This is a genomic window from Mycobacterium sp. (assembly GCF_004298145.1).
In the GTDB taxonomy this organism is placed as follows: Bacteria; Actinomycetota; Actinomycetes; order Mycobacteriales; family Mycobacteriaceae; genus Mycobacterium.
In genome coordinates this window covers 189798-202920 of sequence record NZ_SCRH01000047.1, presented here as the reverse complement: position 1 = coordinate 202920, position 13123 = coordinate 189798, and the positions used below count along the sequence as shown (strand labels likewise).

The 13123-nt window shown below is 63.8% G+C and carries 11 protein-coding genes; 3 read left to right on the top strand and 8 right to left on the bottom strand.

The annotated features are described in order from the left end of the window. The first annotated feature begins 71 nt into the window (after window positions 1-71). Window positions 72-470, top strand: a complete 399-nt coding sequence (locus tag EPN51_RS20715; protein ID WP_293046244.1) for an OB-fold domain-containing protein — start codon at window positions 72-74, stop codon at window positions 468-470. Window positions 471-507: 37 nt separating this feature from the next. Continuing rightward, window positions 508-1719 carry a thiolase family protein gene (locus EPN51_RS20710; RefSeq protein WP_293046242.1) on the top strand — a complete coding sequence of 404 codons (1212 nt, stop codon included), beginning with the start codon at window positions 508-510 and terminating at the stop codon, window positions 1717-1719. A gap of 149 nt (window positions 1720-1868) precedes the next feature. Here the strand turns inward: EPN51_RS20710 and EPN51_RS20705 are convergent, their stop codons facing one another. Genes EPN51_RS20705 through EPN51_RS20670 form a run of 8 tightly spaced genes read right to left on the bottom strand, consistent with a single transcriptional unit; the run spans window position 1869 to window position 12152 of the window. Further along, a complete protein-coding gene (locus EPN51_RS20705; RefSeq protein ID WP_293046239.1) occupies window positions 1869-3065 on the bottom strand; it encodes an LLM class flavin-dependent oxidoreductase in 1197 nt (398 codons plus the stop codon). Between the two features lie 55 nt (window positions 3066-3120). Next, window positions 3121-3540 carry a limonene-1,2-epoxide hydrolase family protein gene (locus EPN51_RS20700; RefSeq protein WP_293046236.1) on the bottom strand — a complete coding sequence of 140 codons (420 nt, stop codon included), beginning with the start codon at window positions 3538-3540 and terminating at the stop codon, window positions 3121-3123. A 28-nt stretch (window positions 3541-3568) separates the two neighbouring features. Beyond that, a complete protein-coding gene (locus tag EPN51_RS20695; protein ID WP_293046234.1) occupies window positions 3569-4663 on the bottom strand; it encodes an NAD(P)-dependent alcohol dehydrogenase in 1095 nt (364 codons plus the stop codon). Between the two features lie 7 nt (window positions 4664-4670). Then, complete coding sequence (locus tag EPN51_RS20690) at window positions 4671-5906, bottom strand: cytochrome P450 (protein WP_293046231.1); 1236 nt, start codon at window positions 5904-5906, stop codon at window positions 4671-4673. Between the two features lie 33 nt (window positions 5907-5939). Then, entirely contained in the window at window positions 5940-7385 is a 1446-nt protein-coding gene (locus EPN51_RS20685; RefSeq protein WP_293046228.1) for an aldehyde dehydrogenase, read from the bottom strand. After that, on the bottom strand, window positions 7382-9790 hold the full coding sequence (locus EPN51_RS20680) for an ABC transporter substrate-binding protein (protein ID WP_293046226.1): 2409 nt from the start codon (window positions 9788-9790) through the stop codon (window positions 7382-7384). The genes EPN51_RS20685 and EPN51_RS20680 overlap by 4 nt, the downstream gene beginning before the upstream one ends. Continuing rightward, complete coding sequence (locus tag EPN51_RS20675; RefSeq protein WP_293046223.1) at window positions 9787-10992, bottom strand: amidohydrolase family protein; 1206 nt, start codon at window positions 10990-10992, stop codon at window positions 9787-9789. Before EPN51_RS20675 ends, EPN51_RS20680 begins: the two co-directional genes overlap by 4 nt. Window positions 10993-11012: 20 nt before the next feature. Next, entirely contained in the window at window positions 11013-12152 is a 1140-nt protein-coding gene (locus tag EPN51_RS20670) for an amidohydrolase family protein (RefSeq protein WP_293046221.1), read from the bottom strand. A 238-nt stretch (window positions 12153-12390) separates the two neighbouring features. On the opposite strand from EPN51_RS20670, the gene EPN51_RS20665 reads away from it, so the two are divergent. After that, window positions 12391-13053: an FCD domain-containing protein gene (locus EPN51_RS20665; protein WP_293046219.1), complete on the top strand. Its 663-nt coding sequence runs from the start codon at window positions 12391-12393 to the stop codon at window positions 13051-13053. Window positions 13054-13123 lie beyond the last annotated feature (70 nt).

Sequence of the window (13123 nt, the reverse complement as noted above, 5' to 3'; positions counted from 1 at the left end):
GCGAGAACCGACCCCGCTTGTCGGCACTCATTCTGACTCGCTAGCGTCACTGCCAAACAACGGAGGTGTTTATGGCCGCGCAGATCCCAATGGTCGACTATCTGGTGCTTGACGACGGCCAACCGCACCTGGTCGCCCAGGAATGCGCCAATTGCGGTGCCCGCTACTTCGACCGCCGCAACGCGTGCGCCGGCTGCTTCGCCAACGAGTTCAAGACCGTCCCCGTCGCGACCGAAGGCACCGTGCGCACGTTCACGATCGTTACCTTCGCCGCGCCCGGCGTCCCCACGCCCTTTGTCGCTTCAGTGGTCGACTGCGACGGCACCCAGGTCCGCGCCAACCTCATCAATGTCGAACCCGACCCCGAGCACGTCCGCGACGGGATGGAGGTCCGGCTCACCACGTACTCCATGGGCGCCGACTCCCAAGGCACCGAGGCGATCGGCTTCGGATTCGAACCCGCCAATTGACCAACCACCCTATTCGCGCAACGAAGGAGCAACGACGATGAGCGCCAGCGACGACATCTGGATCCTCGGCATCCGAATGACCAAGTTCGGCAAGCACCCCGAGCTGGACACCGTCGATTTGGCGGCGGAGGCTGCCACCGCCGCTCTGGCCGATGCCGGCGTGACCATGGCCGACATCGGTGTGCTGGCGGCGGGCAACCTGATGAACGCGAGCGCGGGCCTCGGCCAGCAGCTGCAGAAGCAGATCGGCCAAACGGGCATCCCGGTCTATAACGTCGCCAACGCCTGCGCCACCGGTGCGACCGCTTTGCGCACGGCGATCATGGCCGTCAAGGCCGGCGAGGTCGACTACGGCCTGGCTGTCGGAGTGGAGAAGCTGTCCGGGGCCGGGCTGCTGGGCGCCGGTGGGCAAAAGCAGGATGACGCCGACGTGTGGGCGCCGTCGGGTCGGTTCGGCGCGGTCGCGGGAATCGACGGCCGGATCGGCACCGAGGCCATGCCCGGGGTGTTCGCCCAGATCGGCACCGAGTACGGCCATAAATACGGCGGCACCAGTTTCGAGCTGTTCGCCAAGATCAGCGAGAAGAACCACGCTCACTCGACGCTGAATCCGCTTGCCGCCTACCAGAAGAAGTTCACGCTCGAGCAGATCATGAACGACGTTATGATCGCCTACCCGAACACCCGCCCCATGTGCTCGGCCAACTGCGACGGCGCCGCCGCCGCGGTCGTGTGCAATGGCGAAACGCTGAAGAAGCTGTCAGCCGAGCAACGGCGACGTGCGGTGAAAGTCTCAGCGTCGGTGCTGACCACCGACCCGTACGAGGCGGGCTGCCAGGTGCTGCCGAACGTTAACACGCTGACCCGCAGGGCCGCCGCGATCGCCTACGAGCAGGCCGGCATCGGGCCGAGCGACCTCAATCTCGTTGAGCTGCACGACTGCTTCGCCACCGCCGAGCTGGTGCACTACGACAACCTGATGCTGTGCGAAGAGGGCGGGGCCGCAGACTTTTTCAACTCGGGAGCCACCTGGCGTGATGGGTCCACTCCGGTCAACGTCTCCGGCGGGCTGGAGTCCAAGGGCCACCCCATCGCGGCCACCGGGATCGCCAACATCTGGGAGATCTGCCACCACCTGCGCGGCGAGGCCGGCGACCGCCAGATCGAAAACGCCAACGTCGGGCTGGCCCACGTGATCGGCTTGGGCTCCGCCTGCGGCGTGCACATCCTGGAAAAGTCCGCGGCCTAGGAAGCTTCGGCACCTGGTCACATCAGCCTCGCGAGGCTGCTCCGGGCGGGGCGGTTCGTTCTGCCTACCTCCGAGCGACACGCAGCTCACGCTGACCGCCCTAGGCTACCGTAAGAGCCGGGGCACAGCGGCTGGCAAACCGCGGTACCTCATTCGGTGTCGCCGATCCCCAGATATCCACCGGTACGCGAACCAGCCAGGGACAGTCCGCGCCCCTGCCGCAGCAAGGAGGTCAACTCTGCCAGGTTCGCGGCCGATTCGGTGACCAGCGTCGGGTCCGCCAGCGGCGCGTGCTCGACGAGGAAGGCGTAGTCCAACCCGGCTTCCAGGTACGGTTCGATCTGCCGTGCGACGTCTGCCGGGGTACCCGTGAAGTGGCCGACACGTTTGACCGCCTCCGACGGAACAGCCCGGGCGGCCTCGTGGAATGTGTCAGCTGTCATCCGTTCTGGGACGAGGTTTTTAGCGTATCCCCAGTCGTTGCCGAGCGGATGCTCAAATCCGTACCGACACCAGTCCTCCCCGCGGACCCCGCCGTAAACGATGGTGTTCCAACGCAGTATGTCCGTGGCCGCCAACCGGTCTACCACGGCTTCGTCGCCCATCAGCGTGAGAACGGATGCAGCAAAACGCAGCTGATCCGGATCGCGCCCGGCGCGTTCAGCGGCTTGACGGACAATGGCTATGTCATTGCTCAACTGCTCCGGTCCCCCGTGTGACATCCCCGGCAGGTTCGTCAACAACCCATCACCGTAGCGACCCACGATATCCAACGTCTCCGGAGACCCGCCGGTTGCCGCCAATACCTTGGGCGGTGCTGAGCCGTACGGCTCAAGCTCCAGCAGGCCGCCCTTCATCGAATACTGTTCACCCTCGTACCACACCGGCTCACCGTTGCTGTCAAACAACAGGCGGATGATCGCCAAGCTATCTTCGAGTTTCTTCGCCGATCCGAATCGCTTGTGGCCGTACATAAGTACGTTCTTCGCTTCGGATGCCCCGAGCGCGAAGAATGCGCGCCCCTTGGATGCATGGTCCAGCGTCAAGAAATGCTGCGCCAGCTTCGACGGCGCGTGACGCACCACATCGATAGCGCCCAGGTACAGCTCAATCCGCCGGGTAGCCGCGGCGCTGAGAGCCATGACGACGCTTGCATCGAGGAAATTATTTTGCCGGCCCCACGCCTTGGCCACCGGAAACTCGTCCCACACCGAGTTCGGGCAGTTGCCTGAGATTTGGTCGGTGTAGGCGATCGCATCGAATCCCATGTCTTCACAAGACTTCGAGTAATCAACCGCCGCAGCCAATGGCGGAGTGAATTGCCCGTAAACACCGATTTTTGTCACTTTGCCTCTTCTCCGTTCATCCTCGCTGTACACGATTCGTAAGACAGCAGACTCTTCAGAACCACTGTGATGTATCGACTTTGATGCCCGCAGACTCAAACTGGCGCATCACATGGCCGATGTCGTAATAGTCACGCCACAGCGCGACTCTTTCGTCTGTGACCTGGAAGACGGCGCAACATGGACAACTCATTGCCGTTTCGCGTAAGACCCAATGGTCCACCCGCTCATGCAAGACCAGGCCCTTATCCGCGACCGCGTTCAGGGTCTCGTGATGCCCCGCTTCAATCGGCTCGGGAAACCCCATGTTCTGGTTCACCAGCACCTCGCGCATCGTGGACCGCGAGGTAATCGACACTGCGGGCGATGCGACGTTCTGCCACGAAAAGTCCTCAGTCACGAGAGATAACGTGTTGTTGTGGTCCTGCGACCAATAGGCGTCGAGAAAAGCTTCCACGGTCTGAAGTGCGTTCATCTCTTTACTTTCGATTCCTTGGCGCGTGTCATGGGATCAGGACGGGTTTGACCACCGATCCGTCCGCGGCAGCGGCCAGCGCCGTCTCGACGTCGTTCAGCTTGAACGTCTTGCTCATCCGTCCGATGGGGAGCAACCCCCGCTCCCACATCCGGACCAGTTGCGGAATGAACACGCGGGGATTGGCCAGGCCCATGGTGCAACCGCGTAACGTGCGGCCGGCAAGCAAAGACACGGAATCGATTTCATAGGTCGTTCCGATCGGGGCCGCCCCCACCAGAACGGTCGTCCCGGTGAGTGTGGTGGACATGAAGGCATCGCTCAGGACCGGCTTGACGCCGCTGGCCTCGATCGCGCCATCGACCCCGCCGGGAATGAGGTCTTGGATGGCGCCGACCACGTTTCCCGCGCCGGCATCTATCACGTCCGTCGCGCCGAATTCGCGCGCGAGACTGAGTCGGGCGGGATTGAGATCGACACCAACAACGCGCGAGCACCCGCTGAGCCCGGCCGCCGCCACCGCCGACAGCCCTACCGCACCCAGCCCGAAGACCGCAACGGTCGAATTCGGCTGTGGTTTCAGCACGTTCAGCACTGATCCGGCCCCAGTAGGAACACCGCAGCCGAGGGTGCCGGCGAGTTCGAGCGCCACGCTGTCGGGAAGCCTGGTCGCGAACCGCTCTTCGGTGAGCACGTGAGTGGCGAAAGACGATTGCGTGTTGAACAAGCCGTGCACCGCAATGCCGTTCTGCGACAACGTGACTGTTCCGTCCGCTCTGGTGCCGCGCATGTTGATCAACGCCGCCTCCGGGCAGTTCGCCGGACGGCCCGATAAACAGGACGGACAGCCGCCGCAGAATCCGAACGACAGCACGACGGGGTCACCCACTTTGACGCTGCGCACCGCCGATCCGATGGCCACAACGGTGCCCGCACCTTCGTGGCCGAGAACGGCCGGCAACGGGTACGGCCACGCACCGTCACGGAACGACAAGTCGGTGTGGCAGATACCGGTTCCGGCGATCTCGACGATTATCTCGGTAGGCCTCGGGTCATCGAGATCGAGGGCTTCGACCGACATCGGTCCACCGGCTTTGCGAAGAACCGCGGCGGTGATTTGCATTAATGCTTCATTCCTTTCCGATGAGCAGGGGCAGAGACATCACTCCCCTTACCGGGCTGTAGTAGCTGATCGGCGGGCTGTCCGGATCCAGGCGGTAATTCGGGATGCGGGAATGCCATTCGCGCAAGGCCACGGCGATGATGCGCCGGGCAACATGCATGCCAAGGCAGCGGTGGGGTCCGACACCGAATGCCAGCGTGCGGTGCGGCGGACGATCGAACCAGCAGTCGTCGACCCGCTCGTAGGCTTCCGGATCCCGTCCAGCCATCCCCCACGACATCAGCACCTTGTCGCCCGGGCGCAGTGTGGCCCCCGCCAGTTCGACCTCTTGGGTGACTATCCGCGCTGTCGTCAGCACCGGTTGGTACCGAATCAGTTCTTCAGCAAGGAGCGGGATCCGCTCGGGCTCATCGGTGACACGCGCCCGTAGATCTGGCCGCTGAGCCAGCGTCAACCAACTCAGATTGAGCGCCGACGTGGTGGTGTCGAGGCTGGCCATCATCGTGACGAAGGAGGCATTGATGATCTCGTCGTCGGTGAGCGGCCTGCCCTGGTAATTGCCGGCCAGCAGTCGACTGATGACATCGCGACGACCTTCGAACCCCTCGGACCGTCGCTTGTCCACCTCGCCCTGAAAAAAGTCGAGCAAGGGCGTGGTCGCCTTGGCCAGCTGGTCGGGTGAGTCAGCGGTGAGACCCTCACGCACATACCAGTTCTTGAACTCAAGAAGTTGTGGCAGCGATGCCGGGTCGACACCGAAGTTCACCAGGAAAACGCCAGCGGGAAGCTGTACCGCGAATTTCGGTGCAAAATCGAATCGTTCCTCCTGTGCGGCCTTTTCGACCAGATCCTGGGTGAGTTGCTCGATTTGCGGGGTGAAGTGGTTCACCACCGAGGGGTTGAAGCAATCAGCGAGAGTGTGACGCCAGGCGGTGTGTTCTTCACCGTCGAGCTCGAGGGGAATTCCCTTGGTGGGAAGGGTCTTTTGATACGGGATGAGCGCCTCGGCGTTAGCGAAGATTTCCGGATGACGGGCCACCCATTCGATGTCTTCATAACGAGTCGGTATCCAGAAGCCACCGAACTCATCCGAGTGCGCGATCCGCGCGTGGTCGCGCACCTCGGCGAAGGCACCCGCCGGATCCGTCTGTGCCCAAGGGGCGAAGGTGCTGAACGTTCGTACCCGTTCCTCGATATCGGATGGCCCTCCGAGCGCCGCGAAGTCAGTGGGTACGGCGGTCATGGTTCAGCTCCCTTCGCTGGAAATGCGTTGTTCTCAAAGGCCTTCTGGCAGATTGATGGTCTGGTATTCGATATAGCCTTCGAGCCCTTCAAGACCCCATTCGCGCCCAATGCCGGATTGCTTGAATCCGCCGAACGGCAGGCCGATGTCATAGGTGAAGCCGTTGACCGTGATGGTGCCGGTCCGTATTTTTCGGGCGACTTCGAGCGCGCGCTGAGGATCTGCGCTCCATACCGCGCCGGACAGCCCGTACTGGCTGTCGTTGGCCATGGCCACCGCAGCTTCATCGCCACCGTCGTAGGGAATCACCGAGATGACCGCCGCGAAGATCTCTTCCCGCGCGACGCGCATGTCGTTGCCTACATCGGCGAGCACCGTTGGCTGCAACCAGAATCCCTTGTCGCGGCCGGGCACGGTCCCCCCACCCACGACAACCCGCGCCCCCTCCGACTTTCCGATGTCGATATAGCGCAGCGCACGGTCGCGTTGTTTGGCGTTCACCACGGGACCGACGAACATCGACTCGTCGAACGGGTCACCCACGGGAAGGCTGCCGACCATGGCTGCCAGGGTGTCGACGACTTCTTGGTAGCGAGATCGTGGCGCGATCACCCGGGAGAGCGCAATGCACGCCTGGCCGTTGTTCAGGCAGGACCCGGCCATGGTGACCGGCAGGGCAGTCTCCAATGGCGCGTCGTCAAGCAGGATTGAGGCCGACTTGCCGCCGAGTTCCAGACTGACCCTGCCGATCCGGCCGGCCAGCCTGGCCATGATCTTTCGGCCGGCTTCGGTGCTGCCGGTAAAGCTGATCTTGTCCACCGCGCGATCGTCGACCAGATACTGGCCCACCGCGGCGTCACCGGCGACGATGTTCACCACGCCCGGCGGCAGCCCGACTTCCTGGAGCACTTCGGCCAACACATAGGTATCCAGCGGAGTTTCCGGCGACGGTTTGACCACCGTGGTGCAGCCGGCGATCAACGCGGCCGGCAATTTGTTCATCAACAGCGACGGTGCGTTCCACGGAACGATCAGCCCCGCCACGCCCACGGGTGTCCGCCGGACTAGTCCGGCACCGGACAGCCCTTGTCGACGCTCCTCCCAGGGCACGTCTTTGGCGATCTCGGCGTAGAAGCGCAGCAGCTCCAGTCCCTGGCTCTGCCGGGCGAGGGTGATGGGCATGCCGTTCTGGGCGGTGCTCAACCAGGCAAGGTCGTCGAGGCGTTTCTCGAGCCCATCGGCGATGGCGATTAGCATGTCGGCGCGCTCGGCCGGGGATGTGTGGGGCCACGGGCCCTCATCGAACGCGCGTCTGGCGGCGGCTGTCGCCGCGGCCATATCCTCGGGAGTCGACTTGGGGACCGACCCCACGATTTCTTCGTCGGCCGGGTGAATGACGGCCACCCGCTCGGAGGAGGCAGCGGGACGCATCGCACCGTCAATGAAGAAGCCGTCTACGTCGCGGCGTTCGAGTTTCATTGTTCTGACGACCCTTTGGTACCGAGCAGGTTGTCAACGAGGCCCTCGTTACCGTTGCGCACCGTGCGGAGCACCAGGTAATCCGAGCCTTTGTAGCCGCGGTGATCCCACGGCCCGAAACCAATGACGGTGCCCGGCGCTCCCATCGTGGCGGGAAGCATGCGTACCCGCTCGAGTCCGCGACGCAGTCCGTCGGGGCTGACCGGCCGGGCAAACGCCAACCCTTCTGCGAGGACACGTCCGATGTCATACATGTGGGCCGGGTAACAGCACACCGGCGGCGGTCCCCCGAACCGTTTGGTATACCGATTGAGGAAGCCCGCCCACACGCGGTTGCCCTCGTGCGGGAGGTCCACACCGACCCACCCCTCCAACAAGTCCGTCGGAGCCGGCAGATTCAGCAGTACCGGACTACCACGTTCCTGGTCCAGGCCGCTGCAGGTGACCCAGGTCGTGATTGTGCAGCGCGGCACATCCCAGTCACCCACAATCTCGTTGAGCCCGTGCAGGATTGCGTAGAACGTCAATCCGTAACCCAGGTGCGCCAAACCGTCCGCACCGGAGGACCGGATCTTGGCCAGGGCCGCCCGCATGCCCTCGTCGTCGACGCGCGGCGACACCAGTTGGTCACTGGCGATGTCGAGACCGAGGCGTTGGGCGTGCTGGCGGAAGTAGAAGTAGTACTCGTCCCCGATGGGATTGTCCTCGCGGACCACCCCGACGCGCCGGACACCGCGCTCGATCAGATGCCGTGCGACCAAGAAGGTCTCGTCGGCGAAGGTGCCGTTGGGCAACTGGAAGGTGTAGTCGCCATCGAAACCAGTTGTGGCGCAATATGACATGCACGGTACCTTGGCCTGCTCGATGTCGTCACGCAGCGCGCGTGCGGTCTCGGTGATAAACGGTCCGACGGTGGCCAGCACCATCTCGTCCTCGACCAGTTCACGCCACGCCCTGCGGACCGACGCGAATTGACCGTCCGGTGGACCTTCGACCTCGCGAACCACCAATTCGATCGGCCGGTCGACGAGCCCCGTTTCGAAGGCTTCCTCGAAGGCCAGCGTCAGACCGGCATACCAGTCCCCCACCGGTGCCCATAACGCCCAGTCCTGCAGCACACCAATGCGATACGGGTCGCGAGCGCCGGCAAGCTCGTACGCGGAGCCCGCGCCGGACATGCCGCTGCTGGCGGACTCGCCATCCTCGGTCCCCACCATCTCCGGTTCGGTCGCGACCAGGTCAGTCCAACTCAGGCCCATCGGCTGTTCGACGCCATCGCGGACCGTGCGCAGCACGATGTACTCACCCTTGTATCCGCGATTGTCGTGGGGCCCGAAGCTGATGACCGTGCCGGGCGCCCCGATGCAAGCAGGTTTGACCCTGATCCGCTCCAACCCGGCCTTGAATCCGGCCGGCGATGGCGGCCGCAGGCCGGCAAGCACATCGGCGACGACCGCCCCGTGGTCGAACCCGAGGGCGGTGTATGCGTGAAAGGGTCGGCGGCCGTACCGGGCCTCGAAGCGGTCCAGGACGGCCTGGAAATGCTCATTGTTCTCGTGAATTTGGTCGAGGCCGATCCAGCCCTCGTATGCCTGCCGAATGGCGTCGGCGTCGAAGTCGCCGGTGGCGCCGAACGCGGTGAGTCCCACCCAGGTCATGTTCTGTGCCAGCCGCGGGCGCCAGTCCCATTCCGCCGTGACGCGCGCCAGTTCACGCTGCACGGGTGCGAGCGCACCGTATGCGGAGAGCACCAGCACGGCATCCGTGCCGGCCGCGTGCGCGATCGCCAGCGCCGGCTCCACGGGCGCATAAGTATTGAACAGCCCGACCTCATGGTCGACCGTAATCCGCAGGCCGCGCCGCCGTGCCGCCGCTTTGAAAGCGGAGCCGAATTCCTCACCGATGAGACCCGCCTCGCGAAATACCGCGACCGACCGGCAACCCCCATGCGCCAGCCAACCCGCAAGCACATGCGCCTCGTCGGTGTAACCGCCGTTCTGCAAGGCATAGCAGTAGGGACCGGCCCAGTCTGCCGTGGCGCAGAACGAGATCGTTGGCACGCCAGTCTCATTGACCTCGTCACATAGCGCAAGGTTCGCCTCGGTGACCACCGGGCCGAGCACGGCGAGGCAGTCCTCGTCGTGCACGAGTTCCCGCCACGCTTTGATCACCGGTGCGCTGGTGCCGCGCATCGGCCCTTGCACCTGCCGCACCACCAGGTCGACGTCGCGGTCGATGTCCCCGCGCTCGATGGCCTCATCGAGTGCGAGCCGGATGCCGTCGAGGAAGTCCTGCAAGACCTGCGTGCCGCCGGCAAACTCCATGCAGACGCCGATCTTGTGCGGGGCTCGGGCGCGCTTGGTGAGTCGTTCCTCGTCGTGGCGGTCTGGTGCCTCCGCGCTCATTTTGTGAAGCCCAGCCTCTCCAGCCCGAAACACTCGATGGCGTTGCCGCGCAGCAGCTGGTAGGTCTCCTGCTCATCGAGTCCGGCCCGCTGAACGAGCTTTTCGGCGGTTTCCCTCGAATGCGGGAACGTCGAATCGCTGTGCGGATAGTCGGTTTCAAACATGATCTGACTCATGCCGACCACGTCGCGACGCAACAGACCCTCCACGTCGTCGAACACACACCCGTAGAGGTGCCCGGCGATGTAGCTGCTCGGCGGCTCGGGTAAGACGTCGCGGAGTCGGTCGCCGTAGAAGTGACTTCGCTCCCAAACCGAGTCGAGGCGCTCGATCATGAATGGCATCCAGCCGACCTGGCCTTCGGACAGCGCGGCTTTCAGTCCCGGCCGTCGCGCAAAGACTCCCGACGTCAGCCAGTCGACGAAGGCGTGCACCGAATTCTCGGCCGTGAGCGCCATTCCCGCTTCCAGCGGGGCGTCGGGCGCGGTGACCGCCATCTGCGAAGAAGAGCCGATGTGCATGTTGATCACTGTGTGGCTTTCTTCGCATGCCCGCAGGAACGGATCCCAGTGCGGCCCATGGATACTCGGAAGCCCGAGCGGGACGGGATTCTCCGAGAAGGCAACGGCGAACGAACCCTTGTCGGCGCAGCGGCGAACTTCCGCCGCCGCCAGTTCGGGGTCCCAGAGCGGGATGAGCGTCAACGGGATGAGGACCCCTGCGCCCGCTCCGGCACACCACTCGTCAATCATCCAGTCGTTGTAGGCCTTAACGCATAGCAAGGCCAGCTCTTTGTCCTTACGTTCCGCGAAGGTCTGTCCGCAAAACCGCGGGAAGCTCGGGAACGAAAGCGACCCATCGGTGTGGTTGGCGGCCAGGTCGGTCAGCCGAGGCCCCTGCTGCCAGCAACCCGGCGCGATGTCGTCGTAGTTGATCGAAGAAGCGGACATCTCGTCGAGATGACCCACCTGCGCCATTCCTCGAGGTATCGGCCACACCAGGTCCTCGTACAGCCACAGGTCGACGACCGGCGCGTCCGAGGACTCCTCGAATTTCAGTGCGCCGTCGGCAAAAGTCATCCGACCCTGCTTGCGGACCACACGGGGCCCGATGTCGCGGTACTTCTCCGGAAGGCGTGCCTGCCAAAGGGTGGGAGGTTCGATCACGTGGTCGTCGACGGAGATGATCTTTGGGGTTTCCATAGCAACTACCTGTCTGGTCGTCAGTTGGCCGGCCCGACGCCGATCTTCCAGCGGAACAGTTTCTCCGCGTTGCCGTAGGTGATCGCGGTGATCTCCTCCTGAGGTAACTCGCCGAGGAACTCTTCGACGAGTTTCTGGCTGTCCGGCCAGGTGCTGTCGCAGTGCGGGTAGTCGCACTCCCACAGGATCTTGTCGACGCCGATGTCGTAGCGAGATTTCAGGCCGATCGGCTCGTCGATCATGCAGCCCCAGATATTGCGGTGCCAGACCTCGCTCGGCAGCAGGTCGTCCATGTGCTGGTGCAGGCGGTGCTTCTTGAATTGACGGTCGGCGCGTTCCAACGCCGACGCGATCCAGCCGATGCCGCCTTCGGAGATCGCGAGCTTGATGTTCGGAAACTTGCGCGGCACAGGCGACATCGCGAACGTCACCATCGCGGCCTGCGCGTTCAGGTTGCCCAGCGCGATCGGGATGATGAAGTGACCGTCCGGCGCGGGGTTGGTCAGTGACCCGCTCGACCCGATGTGCATGCAGACGACGACCTCGGCCTCCTCGCAGGCCTGCCAGATCGGGTCCCAGTAATCGCTGAACAACGAGGGCAGTCCCAGGGAGACGGTGCCCTCAGGGAAGGTCAGCGCGCGGGCACCGCGCTCGGCGCAGCGCCGGATCTCGTCGGCCATTCCCCGCGGGTCCCACAGCTGTCCGGCAATCATGGGCACGTAGATGTCGGGGGCGGCCGCGCACCACTCGTCGAGGATGAAGTCGTTGTATGCCCGAACGAGCAACGATGCGAACTGCTTGTCGCCGATGTTGTTCAGCACCCGGCCACCGAACCCGGTCAGCGTCGGGAAGCACAACGAAGCCAGAATTCCGTCGTTGCGCATGTCCTTGGCGCGTTCGGTCGGGTCATAACAACCCGGGAGCATGTCGGTGTAGCGCACTGGCTCGGTGTTCCATTCCTCTTGCGGTTTGCCGGCGACGGCGTTGAGCCCCATCTGGGGGATCTTCTCGCCTTCCCACACCCAGAACTGGCGCCCGTCTTCTTCGATCACGTGCGGGATCTGGTCGCCGTACTTGCTCGGTACGCGTCCGGTCCAGACGTTCGGCGGTTCGACGATGTGATCATCGACGCTGAACAGCTTGTACTTCAGCGCAGTCATGTCGGCTCCTTAGGTCGGGCACCACGTGAGGTTCCATGCGGTCTTAGACAACTCATTAAGTAGGGACCTACTTTTGCGGTAGAGTGTGACCTACGTCAAGTAGGAGTGCCAGGGTGAAAATCAGATTTTCTCGTCCGCGGTCGCGCGACCCGGTGCCGGATTGCCCGGGCGGCCAGCTTTGTCGGACGATCACGGCATGAATTCCTCCGGCCGAAATCGATCGGTGGACGGTACCCGCGTGGCCCAGTCGCTGGTATCGAAGCTCACCGAGGAGATCCAAGAGTCCAACTGGGTCGAGGGAACCAATCTCGGCTCAGAGTCCGAGCTGATCAAGCGCTTCGGCGTGGGGCGCAACGTCTTGCGCGAGGCGACACGCATCCTCGAGCAACAAGGGATCGCGAAGATGCGGATGGGACGCGGCGGCGGCCTGGTGATCACCAGCCCCGAAGCCACGACGACCGCGCACGCCCTCGAGATGTACCTCGCTAGCCGTAACGTCAGCGGCGAGCACATCTTGGAGGCCAAGTGCGAGGTCGAACTGACGTGCGTGCGGCTGGCGGCTCGCCGGATCAACAACGTGTGGGCCGACCGGTTGCGGGCAGCAGTCGCCGAGGAGCAAAAGACGCCCAGCGACCACGTGCGTGACATCGGACCGAACAACGTGCACATCGTCATCGCCGAAATCACCGGGAATCCGGCGCTGCTGTTGTTCATCGAGGCGTTGACGCACCTGTCGGTGAATTACGTTGCGCAGCAACATGCCGAGCAGCGCGCCGAGGCCACCTACGCGGAGCACGCGCGCATCGCCGAAGCGGTCGCCTCTGGCGACGAGGAGGCAGCCGTGCGCGAGATGGCCGCGCACCTCGGTCACGTGGAAGCCGAAATTTTGGGTGATCGGTGACCAGTCAACGGATCTCAATACTTTTCATGGCCAGGCGAATCAATGGAGGTATTAGCGGATGACGCGTGTT

What these genes read in the sequence shown, in the direction of transcription:
- EPN51_RS20690 (WP_293046231.1), bottom strand. Translation starts at nt 5,906, where the DNA reads ATGACCGCCGTACCCACTGACTTCGCGGCGCTCGGAGGGCCATCCGAT.
- EPN51_RS20710 (WP_293046242.1), top strand. Translation starts at nt 508, where the DNA reads ATGAGCGCCAGCGACGACATCTGGATCCTCGGCATCCGAATGACCAAG.
- EPN51_RS20680 (WP_293046226.1), bottom strand. Translation starts at nt 9,790, where the DNA reads ATGAGCGCGGAGGCACCAGACCGCCACGACGAGGAACGACTCACCAAG.
- EPN51_RS20715 (WP_293046244.1), top strand. Translation starts at nt 72, where the DNA reads ATGGCCGCGCAGATCCCAATGGTCGACTATCTGGTGCTTGACGACGGC.
- EPN51_RS20695 (WP_293046234.1), bottom strand. Translation starts at nt 4,663, where the DNA reads ATGCAAATCACCGCCGCGGTTCTTCGCAAAGCCGGTGGACCGATGTCG.
- EPN51_RS20675 (WP_293046223.1), bottom strand. Translation starts at nt 10,992, where the DNA reads ATGGAAACCCCAAAGATCATCTCCGTCGACGACCACGTGATCGAACCT.
- EPN51_RS20700 (WP_293046236.1), bottom strand. Translation starts at nt 3,540, where the DNA reads ATGAACGCACTTCAGACCGTGGAAGCTTTTCTCGACGCCTATTGGTCG.
- EPN51_RS20685 (WP_293046228.1), bottom strand. Translation starts at nt 7,385, where the DNA reads ATGAAACTCGAACGCCGCGACGTAGACGGCTTCTTCATTGACGGTGCG.
- EPN51_RS20670 (WP_293046221.1), bottom strand. Translation starts at nt 12,152, where the DNA reads ATGACTGCGCTGAAGTACAAGCTGTTCAGCGTCGATGATCACATCGTC.